This is a genomic window from Aeromicrobium alkaliterrae, from assembly GCF_039529015.1.
GTDB classification, from domain to species: domain Bacteria; phylum Actinomycetota; class Actinomycetes; order Propionibacteriales; family Nocardioidaceae; genus Aeromicrobium; species Aeromicrobium alkaliterrae.
In genome coordinates this window covers 603,922-622,808 of sequence record NZ_BAAAME010000002.1, presented here as the reverse complement: position 1 = coordinate 622,808, position 18,887 = coordinate 603,922, and the positions used below count along the sequence as shown (strand labels likewise).

The 18,887-nt window shown below is 71.6% G+C and carries 25 protein-coding genes; 13 read left to right on the top strand and 12 right to left on the bottom strand.

The genetic code is table 11. From position 1 onward, the window contains the following. Window positions 1-61 precede the first annotated feature (61 nt). From ABD127_RS04235 to ABD127_RS04225, 3 genes are all read left to right on the top strand, one after another. Complete coding sequence (locus ABD127_RS04235) at window positions 62-844, top strand: alpha/beta fold hydrolase (protein ID WP_344198050.1); 783 nt, start codon at window positions 62-64, stop codon at window positions 842-844. A gap of 68 nt (window positions 845-912) precedes the next feature. Continuing rightward, window positions 913-1,443, top strand: coding sequence for a MarR family winged helix-turn-helix transcriptional regulator (locus tag ABD127_RS04230; RefSeq protein WP_344198048.1), 531 nt, complete (start codon window positions 913-915; stop codon window positions 1,441-1,443). 28 nt (window positions 1,444-1,471) lie between these two features. Further along, on the top strand, window positions 1,472-2,134 hold the full coding sequence (locus ABD127_RS04225) for an HD domain-containing protein (RefSeq protein ID WP_344198046.1): 663 nt from the start codon (window positions 1,472-1,474) through the stop codon (window positions 2,132-2,134). On the opposite strand, the gene ABD127_RS04220 is transcribed toward ABD127_RS04225, so the two are convergent. The 3 genes from ABD127_RS04220 to ABD127_RS04210 are packed head-to-tail and all read right to left on the bottom strand — an operon-like array spanning window position 2,100 to window position 3,926. Next, entirely contained in the window at window positions 2,100-2,510 is a 411-nt protein-coding gene (locus tag ABD127_RS04220) for a DoxX family protein (protein ID WP_344198044.1), read from the bottom strand. The two genes, ABD127_RS04225 and ABD127_RS04220, sit on opposite strands and share 35 nt — an antisense overlap. Continuing rightward, complete coding sequence (locus tag ABD127_RS04215) at window positions 2,507-3,160, bottom strand: maleylpyruvate isomerase family mycothiol-dependent enzyme (RefSeq protein ID WP_344198042.1); 654 nt, start codon at window positions 3,158-3,160, stop codon at window positions 2,507-2,509. The genes ABD127_RS04220 and ABD127_RS04215 overlap by 4 nt, the downstream gene beginning before the upstream one ends. 28 nt (window positions 3,161-3,188) lie before the next feature. Beyond that, window positions 3,189-3,926: a class I SAM-dependent methyltransferase gene (locus ABD127_RS04210; RefSeq protein WP_344198040.1), complete on the bottom strand. Its 738-nt coding sequence runs from the start codon at window positions 3,924-3,926 to the stop codon at window positions 3,189-3,191. Window positions 3,927-4,011: 85 nt separating this feature from the next. On the opposite strand from ABD127_RS04210, the gene ABD127_RS04205 reads away from it, so the two are divergent. Further along, on the top strand, window positions 4,012-4,485 hold the full coding sequence (locus ABD127_RS04205) for a GNAT family N-acetyltransferase (RefSeq protein ID WP_344198038.1): 474 nt from the start codon (window positions 4,012-4,014) through the stop codon (window positions 4,483-4,485). A gap of 16 nt (window positions 4,486-4,501) precedes the next feature. Here ABD127_RS04205 and ABD127_RS04200 read toward each other — a convergent pair whose 3' ends face one another. From ABD127_RS04200 to ABD127_RS04180, 5 genes are all read right to left on the bottom strand, one after another. After that, window positions 4,502-4,687, bottom strand: coding sequence for a hypothetical protein (locus ABD127_RS04200; protein ID WP_344198036.1), 186 nt, complete (start codon window positions 4,685-4,687; stop codon window positions 4,502-4,504). An 80-nt stretch (window positions 4,688-4,767) separates the two neighbouring features. Next, window positions 4,768-5,322, bottom strand: coding sequence for a pyridoxamine 5'-phosphate oxidase family protein (locus ABD127_RS04195; RefSeq protein ID WP_344198035.1), 555 nt, complete (start codon window positions 5,320-5,322; stop codon window positions 4,768-4,770). 29 nt (window positions 5,323-5,351) lie between these two features. Further along, window positions 5,352-5,753 carry a type II toxin-antitoxin system VapC family toxin gene (locus tag ABD127_RS04190; protein ID WP_344198034.1) on the bottom strand — a complete coding sequence of 134 codons (402 nt, stop codon included), beginning with the start codon at window positions 5,751-5,753 and terminating at the stop codon, window positions 5,352-5,354. Beyond that, window positions 5,750-5,995 (bottom strand): type II toxin-antitoxin system Phd/YefM family antitoxin, encoded by a 246-nt coding sequence (locus ABD127_RS04185; RefSeq protein ID WP_344198033.1) that lies wholly within the window; start codon window positions 5,993-5,995, stop codon window positions 5,750-5,752. The genes ABD127_RS04190 and ABD127_RS04185 overlap by 4 nt, the downstream gene beginning before the upstream one ends. Window positions 5,996-6,047: 52 nt before the next feature. Next, entirely contained in the window at window positions 6,048-6,683 is a 636-nt protein-coding gene (locus ABD127_RS04180; protein WP_344198031.1) for a LysE/ArgO family amino acid transporter, read from the bottom strand. 72 nt (window positions 6,684-6,755) lie between these two features. Here ABD127_RS04180 and ABD127_RS04175 point away from each other — a divergent pair, with 72 nt between their 5' ends. After that, complete coding sequence (locus ABD127_RS04175; RefSeq protein ID WP_344198029.1) at window positions 6,756-7,640, top strand: LysR family transcriptional regulator ArgP; 885 nt, start codon at window positions 6,756-6,758, stop codon at window positions 7,638-7,640. A 10-nt stretch (window positions 7,641-7,650) separates the two neighbouring features. Here ABD127_RS04175 and ABD127_RS04170 read toward each other — a convergent pair whose 3' ends face one another. Continuing rightward, the gene (locus tag ABD127_RS04170) at window positions 7,651-9,072 is read right to left on the bottom strand and encodes a phytoene desaturase family protein (protein ID WP_344198027.1); all 1,422 of its coding nucleotides are present in this window, start codon (window positions 9,070-9,072) and stop codon (window positions 7,651-7,653) included. 218 nt (window positions 9,073-9,290) lie between these two features. Between ABD127_RS04170 and ABD127_RS04165 the strand changes: the two genes are divergently transcribed. Continuing rightward, window positions 9,291-10,556 carry a PucR family transcriptional regulator gene (locus ABD127_RS04165; RefSeq protein ID WP_344198025.1) on the top strand — a complete coding sequence of 422 codons (1,266 nt, stop codon included), beginning with the start codon at window positions 9,291-9,293 and terminating at the stop codon, window positions 10,554-10,556. 10 nt (window positions 10,557-10,566) lie between these two features. Here the strand turns inward: ABD127_RS04165 and ABD127_RS04160 are convergent, their stop codons facing one another. After that, window positions 10,567-10,953, bottom strand: coding sequence for a hypothetical protein (locus ABD127_RS04160; protein WP_344198023.1), 387 nt, complete (start codon window positions 10,951-10,953; stop codon window positions 10,567-10,569). 143 nt (window positions 10,954-11,096) lie between these two features. Between ABD127_RS04160 and ABD127_RS04155 the strand changes: the two genes are divergently transcribed. The 3 genes from ABD127_RS04155 to ABD127_RS04145 are packed head-to-tail and all read left to right on the top strand — an operon-like array spanning window position 11,097 to window position 13,476. Continuing rightward, window positions 11,097-12,038: a DUF808 domain-containing protein gene (locus ABD127_RS04155; protein ID WP_344198021.1), complete on the top strand. Its 942-nt coding sequence runs from the start codon at window positions 11,097-11,099 to the stop codon at window positions 12,036-12,038. 47 nt (window positions 12,039-12,085) lie between these two features. Then, window positions 12,086-12,913: an HpcH/HpaI aldolase/citrate lyase family protein gene (locus ABD127_RS04150; RefSeq protein ID WP_344198019.1), complete on the top strand. Its 828-nt coding sequence runs from the start codon at window positions 12,086-12,088 to the stop codon at window positions 12,911-12,913. Window positions 12,914-12,972: 59 nt separating this feature from the next. Continuing rightward, the gene (locus ABD127_RS04145) at window positions 12,973-13,476 is read left to right on the top strand and encodes a DnaJ family domain-containing protein (RefSeq protein WP_344198017.1); all 504 of its coding nucleotides are present in this window, start codon (window positions 12,973-12,975) and stop codon (window positions 13,474-13,476) included. A 3-nt stretch (window positions 13,477-13,479) separates the two neighbouring features. Here ABD127_RS04145 and ABD127_RS04140 read toward each other — a convergent pair whose 3' ends face one another. After that, on the bottom strand, window positions 13,480-14,100 hold the full coding sequence (locus ABD127_RS04140; RefSeq protein ID WP_344198013.1) for an L-threonylcarbamoyladenylate synthase: 621 nt from the start codon (window positions 14,098-14,100) through the stop codon (window positions 13,480-13,482). Window positions 14,101-14,116: 16 nt separating this feature from the next. Next, entirely contained in the window at window positions 14,117-14,491 is a 375-nt protein-coding gene (locus ABD127_RS04135; protein WP_344198011.1) for a VOC family protein, read from the bottom strand. A gap of 130 nt (window positions 14,492-14,621) precedes the next feature. Between ABD127_RS04135 and ABD127_RS04130 the strand changes: the two genes are divergently transcribed. The 4 genes from ABD127_RS04130 to cobA are packed head-to-tail and all read left to right on the top strand — an operon-like array spanning window position 14,622 to window position 18,841. Further along, a complete protein-coding gene (locus ABD127_RS04130; protein ID WP_344198009.1) occupies window positions 14,622-15,425 on the top strand; it encodes a phosphoadenylyl-sulfate reductase in 804 nt (267 codons plus the stop codon). Between the two features lie 32 nt (window positions 15,426-15,457). Beyond that, window positions 15,458-16,369 carry a sulfate adenylyltransferase subunit CysD gene (cysD, locus tag ABD127_RS04125; RefSeq protein WP_425545784.1) on the top strand — a complete coding sequence of 304 codons (912 nt, stop codon included), beginning with the start codon at window positions 15,458-15,460 and terminating at the stop codon, window positions 16,367-16,369. Next, window positions 16,369-17,646, top strand: a complete 1,278-nt coding sequence (locus ABD127_RS04120) for a sulfate adenylyltransferase subunit 1 (protein ID WP_344198007.1) — start codon at window positions 16,369-16,371, stop codon at window positions 17,644-17,646. Before cysD ends, ABD127_RS04120 begins: the two co-directional genes overlap by 1 nt. Before the next feature lies 1 nt (window position 17,647). Further along, complete coding sequence (gene cobA / locus ABD127_RS04115; RefSeq protein ID WP_344198005.1) at window positions 17,648-18,841, top strand: uroporphyrinogen-III C-methyltransferase; 1,194 nt, start codon at window positions 17,648-17,650, stop codon at window positions 18,839-18,841. The last annotated feature ends 46 nt before the right edge of the window (window positions 18,842-18,887 follow it).

Below are 18,887 nucleotides of genomic sequence, written 5' to 3'. Positions count from 1 at the left end.
AATTTCGTACATCCAGCATCCGACGCGCGCCGCGACGGGACCCACTGACTAGGCTCGAAGCGTGACGGCGATCCACGCGACTCGGATAGGGGAGAGCAGCGAACGCGTCGTCTTCCTCCACGGGCTCTTCGGCCAGGGCAAGAACTTCACCCAGGCGGCCAAGGCGCTGCAGCCGGAGCTCACGTCGCTGCTCGTCGACCTGCCGAACCACGGCCGTTCGGCCTGGACCGACCACGTCGACTACGTCGAGATGGCCGACACGGTCGCCGACTTCCTGCGGACCGACTTCGCCGCCGACGGACCGGTCAACCTCGTGGGGCACTCCATGGGCGGGAAGGTCGCGATGGTCCTCGCCCTGCGCCACCCCGACCTGATCGACCGCCTCGTCGTCGTGGACATCGCTCCGAGCGACAGCGACGGCGCGGGGGAGTTCGAGCACCTGCTCGGCAGCCTCGCCGCCATCGACCTGTCCACGATCACCCGACGCAGCCAGGCCGACGAGCAGCTCCAGGAGCCGATCCCGAACCGCACGGTGCGCGGATTCCTGCTGCAGAACCTGCGCGCCGGCGACGACGAGCGGTACCGCTGGCAGGCCAACCTCGACGTGCTGCGACGCGACCTGCCCACGATCGGCGGGTTCCCCGAGCTGGAGGCGACGTTCGACCACCCCGTGCTCTGGATCTCGGGAGAGACGTCGGACTACGTCCGTGAGGAGCACGAGGCCCGCATGCGCGAGCTCTTCCCGCGCACGCGGCTCGTCACCGTCAAGGGTGCTGGCCACTGGGTGCACTCCGAGCAGCCGGCCTCGTTCGTGTCGGCGCTCCGGGTCTTCCTCACCGCCTGAGTGGTCTCCGTCGCATGGCGCAACCGGTTCCGGGCAGATACCGTGGACCGGTTACCTCGGGAGCACACATGACGACGGATCAGGTTCTGGCGGACGGCGACGTCCCGCCCGTCCACGACCTCGTCGCGCGCAGCCTCGACCAGTGGCAGTCCGAGCGCCCCGACCTCGACGTCAGCCCCCAGGGCGTCATCAGCCGCGTCCTGCGGCTGTCGGACCGGCTCAGCGACGAGATCGCGGCCGAGTACGCGCACCACGGCCTCGACGACGACGAGTACGGCGTCCTGACGGCCCTGCGTCGCTCCGGCGAGCCGTTCGAGCTCACCACGGCCGACCTGGCGCGGCACGCCGGTGTGACGACCGTCGAGATCGACCGGCGGATCGACCGCCTCGACCAGACCGGCCTGGTCACGCGGACCGACGACGATCGTGTCGCCCTGACCCCCAACGGCCGTTCTGTCATCGACGAGGCCTTCACCGCCCACGTCGCGAACGAGCACCGACTCATCGGCCCCCTGAGCACGACCGAGCGGGCCGACCTCGAGCGTCTGCTGACGCGGTGGCTCGACGCGCTCGAGGGCCCCGACCACGTCTCACGCTGAGGCCGACGCCGCGTCCTAGGCTGGCGGCATGGACCCCGAGCCCGACCTGGTGATCGATCGCAGCCCGCTGCCCGACGGGCTCGACGAGCGCCTGCGGCGTCAGCTCACGTTCGTCGCCGAGGCGGACCGGTTGAAGACCGTGCTGCGGGCGTCGCCACTGGCCGCTGCGGACCGTCGCGAGAACGATGCGGAGCACTCCTGGCACCTCGCGCTGATGGTGCTGCTGCTCGCCGAGCACGCCGACGAGCCGATCGACGTCGGGCACGCGATGAGCCTCGTGGTGGTGCACGACCTCGTCGAGATCTACGCGGGGGACAGCCCCGTGTTCGACGCCGCAGCGGTGGCCGACCAGGCCGAGCGCGAGGAAGCTGCCGCCGACCGCCTGTTCACCCTGCTGCCGGACGACCAGGCGACGCAGGTGCGGGGACTCTGGGACGAGTTCGAGGCAGGGGAGTCGCCGGAGGCCCGGTTCTGCAAGGCCATGGATCGCCTCGAGCCCATGCTCCTGAACTGGCTGGACCACGGCGGCACGTGGCAGATGCCCGGCGCGACCGAGACGACCGTGCGGGCGCGCGAGGCAGGTGTCGTCTCCGGGTCGACCACGCTGGGCGACGCCGTCGGACGCCTCGTCGACGAGGGCCTGGCACGGGGATGGATCAGGCCGGACGCCGCGACGCCCGACGCTCCCTGAACCAGCCCCACGCACCGGTGCACCACAGAGCCCACGCGATCAGCAGCGGCTGGAAGAACAGCCGGGTCAGGCGCGCACCGTCGGTGTCGAGACCGAAGGCGTCGTTGCCCTCGACGTACTGAGCGATGTTGCCAGGGAACACGGCGAGGAAGAACGCCGCCACGACCCATCCGATCAGCGGCCGGTGGCGCGTCGGCACGAGCAGCGCGACGGCCAGCGCGACCTCCACGACGCCCGACGCGAGCACCACGAAGTCCGCGCCCAGGGGGAGCCAGTCGGGCACCTGCGCCTGGAACGTGTCGCGCGCCCAGAACAGGTGCGACAGTCCGGCGAAGCCGAGGAATCCAGCGAGAAGGACGCGTGCCACGAGCCTCATGCCGTCGTCGCCATCGACGTCGTGAGCTGCTCGACGCCGTCACCCGCGACGTCCGCCAGTGCGTCGGACCGGCCGGTCATCAGGAGCATGATCGACGCCGCCGGGCCCGCGACCAGCGGACCGTCGCCGTGGGTCCAGTCCAGGTCGGTCGCCTCCCAGCGGTACGGCGAGAGGAGCGCGGGGAAGGGTGCCTTTCCCGCGGAGTCAGCGATGAAGTCAAGCACCAGGACCTGACGTGCGTCGGGCAAGTCGTAGGCAAGTCCGAGAGGACGGCGGATGTCGTGCCCGTGCACGACGATGTCGCTCAGGGGAGCCAGCGGACCGTGCCCAGGCGGCGTGAACCGATGGTCCGCGTGCTCGACGAGCAGCTCCGCGAGCCGGTCACCGTGGTTCTCGACCACCCGTTGCGTCGCGAGCTCGTTGGCGCGGTCGAAGCTGCCGCGTGCCCGGACCAGCGTAGCCCCGAACCGCCACAGCGGGACCACGAGCGGCACGACCAGGTGCGCCGCCACGTCACGCACGCTCCACGCGCCGCACAGGGACGGCGTCTGCCACTGGTCGTGCGTCAGCTGCGACAGGGTCTCGGCGAGCAGGCGCCGTTCGCCGGCGATCTGCGCGAAGACGGCCTCGTCCGAGTCGCTCGGGCTCATGGACCCGGAGCCTATCGCCGACGGTCGGTCAGCGCCGCTGGAACAGCGCGGTGAGGAGGAACGGCTCGCCGAACACCGGCGACGACTCCGGCTGCGCCCTCATCATCCGCACCTCGACCTGCTCGAGGTCCTGGAAGATCCACGACAGCGACTCGGGGGAGAACGCGAGCCCGCCCTCGAGCCCACCACGCAGGTACAGCTGGTCGTCGGGAGCGCTGGAGCCCATCGCGCCCTCGGCGAAGCACACGACGGCGAGGTGCCCGCCAGGTCTGAGCAGGCGCTCGACCAGCTGCAGGTAGGCGACGCGACGGTGCGGCGGCAGGTGGTGCAGGCAGCCCGAGTCGTAGATCAGCTCGTACGAGCCGTCGAGGTTCGCCGCGGCGTCGCCGAACGCGTCGCCCACGACGAATCTCGGCGGCGTGTCCAGATCGGCGGCTCGTTCCCGCGCCCAGGCCACGGCCGTCTCGGAGAGGTCGATCGCGTCGACCTGGAAACCGTGGGACGCCAGGTGGATCGCGTTGCGTCCGGCGCCGCACCCCAGGTCGAGCGCGCGCCCGGGACGCAGTGTGCCGTTGTTCAGGTACTCGACGAGGTTCTCGTCAGGCTTGTCCACGAAGAACGGGACCGGCCGTCCTCGGTCGGCGTAGAACGTGTCCCACCAGGCGCCGCCGTCCGTGGCTGACCAGCGATCCGCCGTCGCCTCGAACAGCGAGTCCATCAGCGTCATGACGTCCTCGACGGAGCGCACGAATCGACCCGGTTCCATCCGTCCATCCTTTCAGAGCCATTCCCCCGATAATGCACATTATGTCAACTAGTATGGTGATCGGGACCCCTTCTAGGATCCAGACATGTCCCCGACCGTGCGCCTGGAACCGATGACGGCCGACCAGTACCGCACCTACCGAAGAGTCGCGGAACGCGCGTATGCGGACAACATCGTCGCGGCGGGCATGATGCCTGAGCCCGAGGCTCGCCAGAAGGCGACTGACGACTTCGACGGCCAGCTGCCGGACGGCGTCGACTCCGCCGGCCAGGAGCTCTGGACGGCGATGGACGCTGGCGACGAGGTCGGCATGCTGTGGCTGGGCTTCACGGAGAAGTCCGACGGGCTCCATGCCTTCGGGCACGACTTCCTCGTCACGTCGGAGCGGCGCCGGCAGGGCTACGGGCGAGCGATCATGACGGCGGCCGAGGCCGTGTGTCGCGAACGCGGGGTCGTCGAGGTCGGACTGTCAGTGTTCGGTTTCAACTCCGGCGCACAAGCGCTCTACGCGCAGATGGGCTTCGAGGTCACGATCCTCCAGATGCGCAAGCGCCTCTGACCGCGGGCGCGTTGCCCTACTCGCACGCCTCCCGGAGCGACCGCATCACGAGCCAGCACCCGACGCCGACGACGACCAGGTAGATCGCGGACGCGACCACGAACTGCCCCGTGCTGACCAGCACGGACAGCCCTGCGGCAGCGCCGATCGCGATGACGAGCAGACCGATGCCGAAGGCCAGGTCCTGCGAGCGTGTCTCCATGAGTCCCCCGAGTGTCCCGATGATGTCCTCAGGTAGACGGATCCACCGCGGCCGACCTGACGCGATTCCGGCGACCGATGTCAGTGGCCCCGGACGGGAAGCCCGGGGAGTCCGTCGATGCTCTGCGCGTTCTTCTCGGCGCGGTACTGCACCAGCCCCTCCGTGCCCTTCTTCTCGGCGTGTTGGCGGATGAGCTCGCGCTCCCCTGCCAGGTCCATGACCGGCACGCCCCAGCCGCACGAGTCGCTGATGCGCGTGACGTCGACCGTGATGACGGCGCGCGTGCTGGGGTGCTCGGGCTTCAGGGCGACCACCTCGTCGAAACCCGGCTCCCCCGGCAGGTGCACCTGACCGAGGCCGTGCAGGCGCACGATGCGCGGACGCTGGTCGAAGGAGGTGAACATGACGCACACCCGGCCGTTCTCCTGCAGGTGCGCGATCGTCTCGACACCGCTGCCGGTGTAGTCCACCCAGCCGACCCGCCGCTCCCCCAGCACCGCGAACGCGTCGTGGCCGCGCGGCGACATGTTGACGTGACCGTCGGACGCGAGCGGAGCCGTCGCGACGAACCACATCGGCTGCTGCTCCATCCACTGCCGGAGGTGGTCATCGATCGTGTCGAAGAGCTTGCCCATCGCTCGAGGATAGGCCGACCCCTCCCCCGTCAGAACAGCTCGACCTCGCCGGCCACCGCGGCAGCTCGCAGCCGCTCGTCGCGCGTCGCGAGCGGCAGCGCGAGGTGCTGAGCGAGGAGCAGGTACGACGTGTCGTAGGCGGTCAGGTCGTGGATCCGTGAGCCTCCGACGAGGGAGTACGCCGACGACGTCTCGACCTCCTTCATCGGGAACGCCTCCAACAGCTCGAGCGCCTCGCCCACCTGCTCGGCCGTGACTCGACCGCGTCGCTCCCCTTGCCTGAGCGCACTGGACAGCTCGTAGCGCCACAGGGTCGGGACGTAGGCGACGAGACCCTCGGCGAACGCCCGCCGCAGCTTCTCCGTGTCGCCTCCGGACTCGTCGGAGTACACGAGAGGCAGCGTGCTCGAGACGTCGAGGACGAAGCTCACCAGCGACGCCCTTCCTCGATGAGCTCCTTGATCGTGACGTCGGGCCCCAGGGTGATCCCCTTGCTGAGCTCCCGCAGCGCCTCGACCGCCTCGGCGGGCGTCAGGGCACGGCGAGGCGGCGGCGTGAGGTGGGCGATCTCCTTGCCGTGACGGGTGATCACGACGGTCTCGCCCTGCTCGACGGCGGCGAGCAGCTTGGACAAGTGGGTCTTCGCCTCGTAGGCACCGACGGTCGTGGTCATGCGTTCAGACTAGTCGCCGACCAGTCCAGCCACCAGTCTCTGTCCCCGACGCTCAGCCGCGCAGGAGCATCACGGCGATCGCGACCATCGTGAGCGCGATGGCACCGTCGAGCACGCGCCACGCGCGCTCGCTGCGCAGCCACCGGCCGAGGTGGCGGGCACCGAAGCCGAGGGCCGAGAACCAGACGACGCTCCCGATCATCGCGCCGAGCGCGAACCACCAGCGGTCCTCCCCGTGCGTCGACGCGACCGACCCCAGCAGGAAGACCGTGTCGAGGTAGACGTGCGGGTTGAGCCAGGTGAGGGCGAGGGTCGTCGCGAGGACGGGCGCGACGCGCTGCCGGACGAGCACCGAGCCCTCCCTCTCTCCCGGCCCGTCGCCCGGCTCGGCCACCAGCCCCGTCGCCGCCGGGTCGAGCGCCCGCCGCGCAGCCAGCGCCGCGTACACGAGGAGGAAGGCCGCGCCGCCCCAGCGGGCGCCGTCCACGAGCCACGGCGCCGCCTCGACGAGTCGCCCGAGTCCAGCGACCCCGGCCAGGATCAGCAGCGCGTCCGAGGCGGCACACACCAGGACGACGAGGCCGACCAGCTCGCGACGGATCCCCTGCCGGAGCACGAGGACGTTCTGCGCGCCGATGGCGACGATGAGCGACAGACCCATGAGGAACCCGGGAACGATGGTGAGCACGGGCTCGACGCTAGGCGGCTAGCATCATCAGCACCAGCAATGATTGATGACGTACATGAAGCGAGGCTTCAGATGGACCCGGACCTGGCCGTGACCGTGGCCGCTGTCGTCGACGAGGGAACGCTCGACGGAGCGGCCCGCCGCCTCCACCTGACCCCGTCCGCCCTCAGCCAGCGGGTCAAGACCCTGGAGGAGCAGCTGGGCCAGCGCCTGCTGGTGCGCTCGCGTCCCGTGCGGGCGACCGCCGCCGGCGAGACGGTCGTCCGGTTCGCCCGTCGGTACGAGACGCTCGCGCACGAGGCGCAGCACGAGCTCGGCCTCGGCGGGAGCACGCCGCGCACCCGCATCGCCGTCGCGGTCAACGCCGACTCCCTCGCGGCCTGGTTCCTCGAGCCCGTGGCGCGCTTCGCGCAGACGCACGACGTCGAGGTCGAGATGCACCGACACGACCAGGACCGCACCGTCGACCTGCTGGAGTCGGGCGCCGTGCTCGCTGCCGTCACCTCGCAGAGCACCCCGGTAGCGGGTTGCCGTTCCACTCCCCTGGGCTCGATGGTCTTCGCCGCGATGGCATCCCCTGCGTGGATCGACCGGTGGGCGCCCGAGGGGATCACGACCGACGCCCTGGCACGGGCACCGCGCATCGACTACGACCGGCACGACGGCCTGCAGCTCGCGTGGCTCCGCGCGCAGGGGGTCCACTCCCCCGACGCGCCGCGCCATCTCGTGCCGTCGACCCACGACATCACCCGAGCCGTGGAGCTCGGTCTCGGCTGGGCCCTCGTGCCGCAGACGCAGGCCGAGCCGCTCGTCACGAGCGGACGACTCGTCCCCCTCGGCGGCCCGGAGGTCCCGGCAGCGTTCTTCTGGCAGTGCTGGAAGGGCGGCTCAGCGCTGCTCGACGCCCTGACCCAGGAGGTCGTCGCCGAGGCACGGGTCCGGCTCCAGCCGGCGTGAGCCTCCCGGATCACATCCGGCGCAGGGCCGACTCCGCGGCGTGGAAGCCGCACATCCCGTGCACACCGGGCCCGGGCGGCGTCGCGGCCGAGCACAGGTAGAGCCCGTCGCCGAGGCGGTAGGGGTCGAGCGCGATCCGCGGACGCGTCGCGATCTGCCGCGCGGTGTTGGCGCCCACGTTGATGTCGCCGCCGATGTAGTTGGCGTTGTACGCCTGCATCTGCGACGTCCCGCGGACCGCGGTCGCGACGATGCGCTCCCGGAATCCCGGCGCGAAACGCTCGATCTGCGACAGCACGGCCTCGGTCGCGTCACCCGTGTAGCCGTGGGGCACGTGCGCGTAGGCCCAGATCGGGTTGATGTCGCCGACCGAGCGGCTCCGGTCGGCCAGGTACTGCTGCCCCACGAGCAGGAAGGGCCGCTCGGGCATCTCGCCGCGGCCCGTGGCGGCCTCACCGGCGACGATCTCGGCGGAGCTGCCCCCGACGTGCACGGTCCCGGCGCGGCGCGTGCCGGGGTTGGTCCAGGGCACGTCGCCCTCGATCGCCAGGTCGACCTTGTGCACCGCCGGTCCGTAGCGGTAGCGCGAGAGCTGGCGTCGCACCCGGGCCGGGATGCGGTCGCCGAGGATCTGCTGCGCGGCCGTCGATGAGGTGTCGAGCAGGACGGCGTCAGGACGACGACCGAGGAGCTCGACGACCTGGTCGTACGACGTGACCTGGACGCCCGTGCGGACCTCTCCCCCGAGCTCGGTCAGCAGGCTCACCATCGAGGCCGAGATGGAGCCGGATCCCCCACGAGCGACTGGCCAGCCCGCGGCGTGGCCGGCCGCCGTCAGCATGAGCCCGATCGAGGACGTCAGCGGCCGGTCCAGGCGCCCGAAGGCGTGCGCGGCGACACCCGTGAACAGGGCCTTCGCCGGCTCGTCGCGCCATCGACGCACCATCACGGTTGCCGGCAGCAGGGCCTGGACGCCGAAGCGCCCGAGCGCGACCGGGTGGCGGGGCACGTGCACGATGGGGCGGAAGACCTCCGCCACGAGCTTGTCGAAGTTGCGGGCCTGCGCACCGATCGACCGGGCCCAGCGGCGCCCGTCCACGCCCAGCGACTCCGCCGTCACCGCCATGTCGCGCGACAGCAGTCCGGCGCGACCGTCGTCGAGCGGGTGGGCCAGGTCGACCTCGGGCCAGTCCCACGCGAGCCCGCGGCGATCGAGGCCCAGCCCTGCGAGGAACGGCGAGACGACACCGGTGGGGTGGAACGCCGCGCAGTCGTCGTGCAGGACGCCCGGCAGCGTCAGCTCGCTGGTGCGGGTGCCGCCGCCGGGATGGTCCGACGCCTCGAGCACCGTGACCCGCACACCCGCCTGCGCGAGTCGGATCGCGGCGGCGAGTCCGTTGGGGCCACTGCCCACGACGATGGCGTCTGTCATGTGACCTTCGTACCCGACAGGTCGACCGGCCGCGCGGTCGGCGTCACGAGCTCCATGCTCCGAGAGCCTAGGTCCCCCGGACCGCCCGCCACTCGTGCCCGCAGCACGAAGGCATGGCCTAGGTTTGTGTCCCAGGTCACGTCGAGGTCCTACGCCTTCTCGGCATGGTGGCCTGCGTGACTCAACCCCTTGTCCCACGAGCACGAACCGGAGCCATCGTGAGCACGTCCCACGTCGACCTGCAGGAGCGCGCGGAAGGTCTCATCGTCGACCTCGGCGCCCGCATGGCCGGACAGATCAGCGGGCTCACCTCCACGCTCCACCAGCACATGGCCACCCGCATCACGCCGCTGCAGGGTGACGAGCAGCTCCTGCGCCTCCTGGAGGCGAGCGTGGAGTCCAACATCGAGAGCCTGGTGCACCTGCTGCGCTACGACATCCCGGTCGCGGAGTCGCACGCGCCGGCCGCCGCCCGCGAGTACGCGCGCCGCCTGGCCCAGCGCGGGATCGGCGTCGCCGCGCTGATCCGCGCGTACCGACTGGGCCAGGAGCTGGTCACGGCGTGGGCCTTCACCCAGCTCGACGAGATGGAGCGGGACACGGCAGTCGCGCTGCTCGCCGGGAGACTGTTCTCCGAGCTCACCTTCCGCTTCATCGACTCGATCTCCGAGCAGGTCGTCGAGGAGTACGAGACCGAGCGCGCGCGCCGCCAGGCCCAGCGCAACACGATGCGCGTGGCGATGGTCGACGAGCTCCTCGCGGGGAGACCGGTCGACGTCGCCGTGGCCGAGCAGGCCCTCGGTCACCGTCTGCGCCAGCACCACCTCGCGGTCGTGGTGTGGGCCGAGGCCGACTCCACCGACGCGAACCCGGTCGCGAACCTGGAGCACGCCGTCGACGTGCTCGCGAAGGCCCTGGGTCTGACGCAGACGCCGTTGTTCCTGCCGCGCGAGCGCACGCTGGGATGGGCGTGGATCCCGATGAACCGCGCCGACTCGGCCGCCGAGCCGGGCCGCGACCTGCCCCTGCCCCACGGCGTGAGGCTCGCGGTGGGGCGCCCCGCGCACGGTGCCGAGGGGTTCCGCACCAGCCATGCCGAGGCCCAGCGCGCCGAGCGGCTGGCCACCGCGGCGGGCAGCCATGCCACGGCGATCACCTCCTACGACGACCCCGACGTGCGGGCCGCCACGCTGCTGGCGAACGACCTGGAGTCGACCCGGCAGCTCGTGGTCCGGTCGCTCGGCGGGCTCGCCGCCGACACCGACGGAGCCGCTCGTCTGCGCGAGACGCTCCGGGCGTTCCTGGCCCACCGCGGCAGCTTCCTCGCGACCGGCGAGCACCTGCACCTGCACAAGAACACCGTGAAGTACCGCATCGACAAGGCCGTCGAGGAGCTCGGTCGCCCGCTCGACGACGAGCGCCTGGAGCTCGAGCTGGCCCTCGTGGCCGCCGCTCAGATCGGGCCGGCGGTCCTCGCGCCCTGACGCACCTTCCTCAGCGCACGACGATCCGCACCTCGACCTCGCGGTCGCGGTCGGTGGACAGCGCGTGCAGCGCCGACTGGAGGTCGTCGCCCACCAGCTGCTCCAGCAGCTCGATCATCCGGTCGGTGACGCCGCGGACCGTGCTGACGGTCACCGGACCGAGGCCCTCGACCGTGTGGCGCACGCCGAGGTCCAGGCTGGCGACCTCGCCGAGCACCTCGTCCGAGGCGACCTGGCGAGCGATGTCCGCCAAGGTCCTGCCCTCGGCCTCGATGCCCGAGATCGACAGCGTGTCGCCGGAGACCCGGATGACCGATCCGTCGAACCGGTCGAGCGCGTGCACCATGCGGTCGGCCTGGACCTTGGTCGAGACGGTGTCGTGTCCGTGCGGTCGCATCGGTCCTCCTTGGGCAGGTCGGGTGCCACCCGTCGGGGTGCGGTCGGCACGTTCCGTGGGACGGCCGAACGACCCCGGATGTTCCCGCGCCTGCCCTACGCTGTGCGCGTGACCCTTGCTGCCCTGCGTGCCGGAGCCCTCTGATGGCCGGCGGACTCGTCGCCCTCCTCGACGACGTCGCGGCCCTCGCCCGGCTCGCGGCGGCATCGATCGACGACGTCGGCGCCGCAGCCGGCCGCGCCAGTGCCAAGGCCGCCGGCGTCGTGGTCGACGACGCCGCCGTGACACCTCGTTACGTCCAGGGCCTCGCGCCCGAGCGCGAGCTCGCGATCATCGGACGCATCGCCAAGGGCTCGATCATCAACAAGCTGGTCTTCATCCTCCCCGCGGCCCTGCTGCTGAGCCAGTTCGCGCCGTGGCTGCTGACCCCGATCCTCATGGTCGGCGGCACGTACCTGTGCTTCGAGGGCGCCGAGAAGATCTGGGAGAAGCTCTCCGGGCACGGCCACGGCACCGACGAGCCCGCCAGCGTCTCCGGGCCCGAGCAGGAGAAGACCGTCGTCTCCGGCGCGGTGCGCACCGACTTCATCCTGTCCGCGGAGATCATGGTGATCTCGCTCAACGAGATCGCCGACGAGTCGTTCTGGTCGCGCGCGATCATCCTGGTCGTCGTGGCGATCGGCATCACCGCGCTGGTGTACGGCGCGGTGGGCCTCATCGTGAAGATGGACGACATCGGCCTGGCCCTGACCCGCCGCACGTCGAGCGCGGCGCAGGCGCTCGGCCGCGGGCTGGTCAAGGCGATGCCCATCGTCCTCGCGACGCTGGCGACCGTCGGCATCGTCGCGATGCTGTGGGTGGGTGGCCACATCCTGCTGGTCGGCGTCGACGACCTGGGCTGGCACGGACCGTACGGACTCGTGCACGATCTCGAGGTCGCGGTGCACGACGCCGCGGGTGCGGCGGGAGCCGTCCTCGGATGGCTCACCAACACGGCCGCCTCGGCCGTCGTCGGTCTCGCCGTGGGTGCTGTCGTCGTCGCGGTGCTGCACCTGGTCCCGCGACGGTCGACCTCGTCACACTGACCGGTTCTGACTTGGGAGTAACGCCGGGCCGTTCCTAGGCTTGTCGCGTGACCGCAGTCCAGGTTGACCAGTCCCCCGCCGTCCCCGTCTCGATGGCCCGTTCGTGGCGTCTCGTGTCCGCCGCGTCGATCGACGCGTGCAGTCCAGCCGAGCTCACCGCGGCCGACGTGACGGTGCTGGACCTCGAGGCCGGGTGCCCCGACGAGCTCAAGGCGGCCGGCCGCGACGCGGTGACGCGCTACGCCGACGAGGGACACCGGGTCTGGATCCGCGCCAACGGCGCCACGACGGGCGAATGGGCCGCCGACATGGAGCTCGCCGCGAGCCACCCCCGCATCGAGGGCGTCGTGCTCGCGATGGCCGAGGCGGGCGACGAGGTCCGCGCGTCGCTGCACGCCGGTGGCAAGCCGGTCGTCGCGATGGTCGAGACGGCCCGCGCGTTCGTCGCGTTCAGCGACATCGCCACCTCGGGCACGGTTCGCATCGCCTTCGGCACCGGCGACTTCCGCCGCGACCTGGGGATCGGCAACGACCCGACCGCGCTCCTGCACGCCCGTTCGCAGCTCGTGCTGATGAGCCGTGGCCACGACCTCGCGCCGCCGATCGACGGCCCCACGGTGGTCGACGACGCGGACGTCACGCGCACCGACTCGGTGCACGCCCGCACGCTCGGCATGACCGGGCGGGTGTGCCTGACCCACACGCAGACCGAGGTCGTCAACGAGGTCTTCGCGCCCAGCGCGACCGACCTCCACGCGGCCCGCTCGCTCCTGGCCTCGCCGCCCGAGGGCTACGCCGGCGCGATCGCGCCGCGTCTGGCCCACGCCCGTCAGGTCGTCCACCGCGCCGGGGTCTTCGGCGTCGACGCTCCCTGAGGCTTCTCCTTGTCCCGGGCGCATCGCCCGCCTAGCGTCGACACCGGAAGGTGGTGGCGATGCAGGACGACTCCCAGGACGAGCGCCCGCTGCGCGACCGCAGGCCCGAGGACACGGCGATGTGGATCGACCAGCAGATCCGGGCGGCGATCGAGCGCGGCGAGTTCGACGACCTGCCGTACGCCGGGAAGCCGCTCCCGGAGCGCCTGACGTCCCAGAACGACCCGGACTGGTGGCTCAAGGGGCTGATCGAGCGCGAGCAGGTCACCGGGGTGCTCCCGGAGGCGCTGCAGCTGCGCACCGACGCGGTGCGCCTGCCCCAGGAGCTCGACCGACTGGCCCGCGAGGCCGACGTGCGCGAGGCGGTCGAGGGCTTCAACCGCCGCATTCTCGAGGCACGGCGCCAGCTCGCCGGTGGCCCGCCCGTCGTGACGCCGCTGCGCGACGTCGAGCAGGACGTGCTCGCCTGGCGGGAGCGACGCCGCACGCGGGCGCTGCAGCCCGCGCTCGAGGACCCGGGCTCGCCACCGCGGCGACGGTGGTTCCGTCGTCGCCGCGCCTGAGCGTCAGGCGAACGGTGCGGGATCCCCGGCGCCGACCCGGACGACCTCGGGGACGCCGTCCAGGAAGTCGACGACGGTCGTGGGCGACGGGCTGACCTCCCCGGAGTCGACGACGGCCTCCAGGTCGTGGTCGAGCGTCTCCTTGATGGTCCACGCGTCGACCATCGACTCGGTCTCGCCGGGCAGGATCAGCGTGCTCGTGAGGATCGGCTCGCCGAGCGTCGCGACGATGGCCTGCGTCACGGCGTGATCGGGGATGCGGGCACCCACGGTCTTCTTCTTGGCGTGCAGGAGCCGCTTCGGGACCTCGCGGGTCGCCGGCAGGATGAACGTGTACGGGCCGGGCGTCGCGGACTTGATCGCCCGGAAGACCGTGTTGTCGACGTGGACGAACTGGCCGAGCTGGGAGAAGTCGTGGCAGATCAGCGTGAAGTGGTGCTTGTCGTCCAGCCGGCGGATCGCCCGGATGCGGTCGAGCGCGTCGGCGTTGCCGATCTGCGCGCCCAGGGCGTAGCCCGAGTCGGTCGGGAACGCGATCAGCCCGCCGCTCCTCAGGAGGTCGACCGCCTGGTCGACGGCGCGCTGCTGGGGGTTCTGCGGGTGGATGTCGATGAACCGGGCCATCCCCCGAGTATGCCCGTCAGCGCGCGATGACCGAGAAGACGTTGCCCGACGGGTCGGTGAACCACGCGATGTCCGGACCGTAGCCGCGCATCACGCCGTGCTCGTCCTGCGGAGAGCCCTCGTACCGGAGGAACTCCAGGCCCGCCGCGGTGAGCTCGGCCACCGCCTCCCCCACGTCGTCGACCGGCAGGTTCAGGACCGTGAAGGTGGCGGGGACGTGGTCGTCGCCCTTCGGGTACGCGATCACCACGTGGTCGTGGCCGAGGTGGATCCGTCCGATCCCCATCTCCCCCTCACGGGCGTCCAGACCCAGCACGTCGCGGTAGAACGCCAGCGATGCGGGAACGTCGACGACCGAGAAGCCGCTGAACGGCTGGTGGAAGGTGACCATGCCCCCATCGTGCGCATGTGACCCACCTCACGCAATTCTGTCCCGTGATGCGGACGTGCGGTGGCGGGAATGGGCCACCGCGGAGGCCGGTTCTACTCTGGACACCAGTCGATCGTCGAAGGAGTGTGCCGTGGCTGCAGCCAGCCTCACCCTCGCCGAACGCCGTGAGCGCCAGCAGCGCCACGACGCGGAGCGGGCCAGCCATCTCGCGGATCGCGAGCACCTGCTCGCGCCGCGCCGCAGCAACGCCGAGCTCGAGGCCCTCGCCCACGAGGCCGAGGCGCGCTTCGACTCCCCCGACACCACGACCTCCGAGGTCCTCGCCTGGGTCGCCGAGACCTTCGGCCTGCGCACCGCCGTCGCCTGCTCGATGGCCGACGCCGTCCTGCCGGCCGTCGTCGCCGAGCACATCGACTGGGTCGACACGCTCTTCCTCGACACGGGCTACCACTTCGCCGAGACCCTCGGCACGCGCGACGCCGTCGAGTCCTCGATGCGCCTCACGATCGTCGACGTGCTGCCGCTGCAGACCGTCGCCGAGCAGGACGCCGAGCACGGCGCCGAGCTGCACCGTCGCGATCCGGCCCAGTGCTGCGCGATGCGCAAGGTCGAGCCGCTCACGCGCACCCTGGCCGGCTACGAGGCCTGGATCACGGGCGTGCGCCGCGACGAGGGCCCCACCCGCGCGACCACGCCGTGGGTCACGTGGGACGACAAGAACGGGCTGGTCAAGATCAACCCGCTCGCCACCTGGACGTTCGACGACGTGCTCGACTACGCGCGCGACCACGACGTGATCATCAACCCGCTCGTCAACGACGGCTACCCGTCGATCGGGTGCGCGCCGTGCACGCGGCGCGTCGCCCCGGGCGAGGACCCCCGCGCCGGTCGCTGGGCGGGGTTCGACAAGACCGAGTGCGGCCTGCACACCTGAGCACCGCTCCCACCGAGAACACACAAGGAACCATGACGACCGTCGATACCCGACGACTCACCCACCTGGAGTGGCTGGAGTCCGAGTCGATCCACATCATCCGTGAGGTCGTCGCCGAGTTCGAGCGACCCGTGCTGCTGTTCTCCGGCGGCAAGGACTCGGTCGTGATGCTGCACCTGGCGGTCAAGGCCTTCTGGCCGACCCCGGTGCCGTTCCCCGTGCTCCACGTCGACACGGGCCACAACTTCCCCGAGGTGCTCGCCTACCGCGACGCCACGGTCGAGCGTCTCGGGCTGCGGCTCGAGGTCGCGAGCGTGCAGGACTACATCGACGACGGGCGCCTGCGCGAGCGCGCCGACGGGACCCGCAACCCGCTGCAGACCCAGCCGCTGCTCGACGCGATCGAGGGTCACAAGTTCGACGCCGTCTTCGGCGGTGGCCGTCGTGACGAGGAGAAGGCGCGCGCCAAGGAGCGCATCTTCAGCCTGCGCGACGAGTTCGGCCAGTGGGACCCGCGCAACCAGCGCCCCGAGCTGTGGAACCTCTACAACGGTCGCCACACGCCGGGCCAGCACGTCCGCGTGTTCCCCCTGAGCAACTGGACCGAGCTCGACGTCTGGCAGTACATCGGCCGCGAGAAGATCGAGCTCCCGCCGCTGTACTACGCGCACGACCGCGAGGTCTTCGAGCGCGACGGCATGCTGCTGTCGGTCGGCGAGTTCGCCCAGCCGAAGGACGGCGAGGTCGTCCAGACCCGCACGGTCCGGTACCGCACGGTCGGCGACATGTCGTGCACCGGCGCGGTCGAGAGCCCCGCCGTCACGGTGCAGGACGTCATCGCCGAGGTCGCGGCCACCCGCGTCACCGAGCGCGGCGCGACGCGCGCCGACGACCGCATCTCCGAGGCGGCCATGGAAGACCGCAAGAAGGAAGGCTACTTCTGATGGCGACTCTCCTGCGCCTCGCGACCGCCGGTTCGGTCGACGACGGCAAGTCCACGCTGGTCGGCCGCCTCCTGTACGACTCCAAGTCGGTGCTCGCCGACCAGTTCGACGCCGTCGAGCGGGTCAGCCGCGACCGCGGGCTCGAGCAGGCCGACCTGGCGCTGCTGACCGACGGCCTGCGCTCGGAGCGCGAGCAGGGCATCACGATCGACGTCGCCTACCGCTACTTCGCGACGGCCGAGCGGTCGTTCATCCTGGCCGACTGCCCGGGCCACGTGCAGTACACGCGCAACACCGTCACGGGGGCCAGCACGGCCGACGTCGTCGTGCTGCTCGTCGACGTCCGCAAGGGCCTGCAGGAGCAGACGCGCCGCCACCTCGCGGTCGCCTCGCTGCTGCGCGTGCCGCACGTCGTGGTCGTGGTCAACAAGATCGACCTGGTCGACTTCGACGGTGCCACCTACGACCGCGTCTCGGCCGAGGTCAACGCCTCCGCCACGACGCTCGGGCTGAGCGACGTCATCACGGTGCCGGTCTCGGCCCTGGCCGGCGACAACGTCGTGACGCGCTCGGAGCGCACGCCCTGGTACGACGGTCCGAGCTTCCTGGAGGTGCTCGAGACCCTCTCCCCCGCCGGCGACCCGCAGTCGGAGCCGCTGCGCTTCCCGGTGCAGCTCGTCATCCGCCCGCAGCAGGCCGCGGGCGACCGCTTCCGCGACTACCGCGGCTACGCCGGACAGATCGCCTCGGGCCTCGTGCGCGTGGGCGACCCGGTGACGGTCCTGCCGAGCGGTCGCACCAGCACCGTCACGGGCATCGACACCGCCGACGGCGAGCTCGAGGAGGCGTACTCCCCGCAGTCGGTCACCCTGCGCCTCGCCGACGACGTCGACATCTCGCGCGGCGACCAGATCGTCACGTCCCGCAGCGTCCCCGCCACGACCCAGGACGTCGACGGCACGGTGGCCTGGCTGTCGGACCGCGAGCTGCGCGCCGGCACCAAGGTCCTGCTCAAGCACGGCACCTCGACCGTGCAGGCGCTCGTCAAGGTCGTCAGCGGTCGTCTGGACCTGACCTCGGCTCGCCTCACGCCGGCCGACACCCTGGGCCTGAACGACATCGGCCACGTGACCCTGCGGCTCGCGGCGCCGATCGCCGCCGAGGAGTACCTGCACTCACGGGCCACCGGCGCGTTCCTGCTGATCGACGCGCACGACGGCGCGACGCTGGCGGCCGGCATGGTCGGCGACGCACTGCTCGCGACCGCCGCGGTCTGACGTGCCGTCCGGCAGCCTTCCGGTCACGCTGCGGCTCACGGGCCGGCGGGTGCTGGTCGTCGGTGGCGGGCACGTCGCGACGCGGCGCACGCACGCGCTCGTCGACGCCGGCGCGTACGTCGTGGTCGTGTCCCCCCAGGCCAGCGCGGCCATCGGCGAGCTCGCCGACCTCGGGGTGGTCACGTGGCACCGACGTGGGTACGAGACCGGCGACCTCACGGGTGCCTGGCTCGTGCAGACCGCGACCGACTCCCCGATCGACGACGTCGTCGCGCGGGACGCCGAGGAGCGCCAGATCTGGTGCCTCAAGGGCGGCGACCCCGACGCGGCGACCGCGTGGTTCCCGGCGATCGCCGAGGTCGACGACGTCACGATCGCGGTCAGCGGAGGGGGCGACGCGCGCCGCGCTGCCCAGCTCCGTGACGCGGTGGCCGCGTCGCTGCAGGGTGGCGAGCTCCCGCTGCGCCACCGCACCCACCACCCCGGCGGTTCCGTCGCCCTCGTGGGTGGCGGCCCGGGTGACTCCGGCCTGCTGACCTCCCGCGGACGTCGCCTGCTGGCCGAGGCCGACGTCGTCGTGGTGGACCGCCTCGGCCCGGTCTCGCTGCTCGACGAGCTCTCCCCCGAGGTCGAGGTCATCGACGTGGGCAAGCGCCCCGACCACCACCCCGTGCCGCAGGACGAGATCAACGCGATCCTCGTGCGCGAGGCCCTGGCCGGCAAGGTCGTCGTGCGCCTCAAGGGCGGCGACCCGTACGTGCTCGGCCGCGGCGGCGAGGAGCGGCTCGCGTGCGAGGCCGCTGGCGTCCCGGTCGAGGTCGTCCCGGGGGTCACGAGCGCCATCTCGGTGCCTGCGGCGGCGGGCATCCCGGTCACCCACCGCGGCATCGCGACGGGCTTCACGGTCCTCACCGGCCACGAGGAGCTGGGTCAGCTGCCGGTCGGCGGCGACCACACGATCGTGCTGCTGATGGGTGTGCGGCGCCTGGCGACCACGGCCGCCGAGCTCGTGGCCGCAGGTCACGACCCGACGACCCCGGTCGCCGTCATCGAGCGCGGCTGGATGCCCGACCAGCGCGTCACGGTCGGCACCCTCACGACCATCGCCGAGAAGGCTGCCGCGTCAGGAGCACGAGCCCCCGCCGTGACCGTCATCGGCGACGTCGTGACCCTCTCCCCCGCCTGGCCCACCTGACACCGCCCCCTCACCCAGCCCCGCCCAGATTTGACCACTTTGGGCC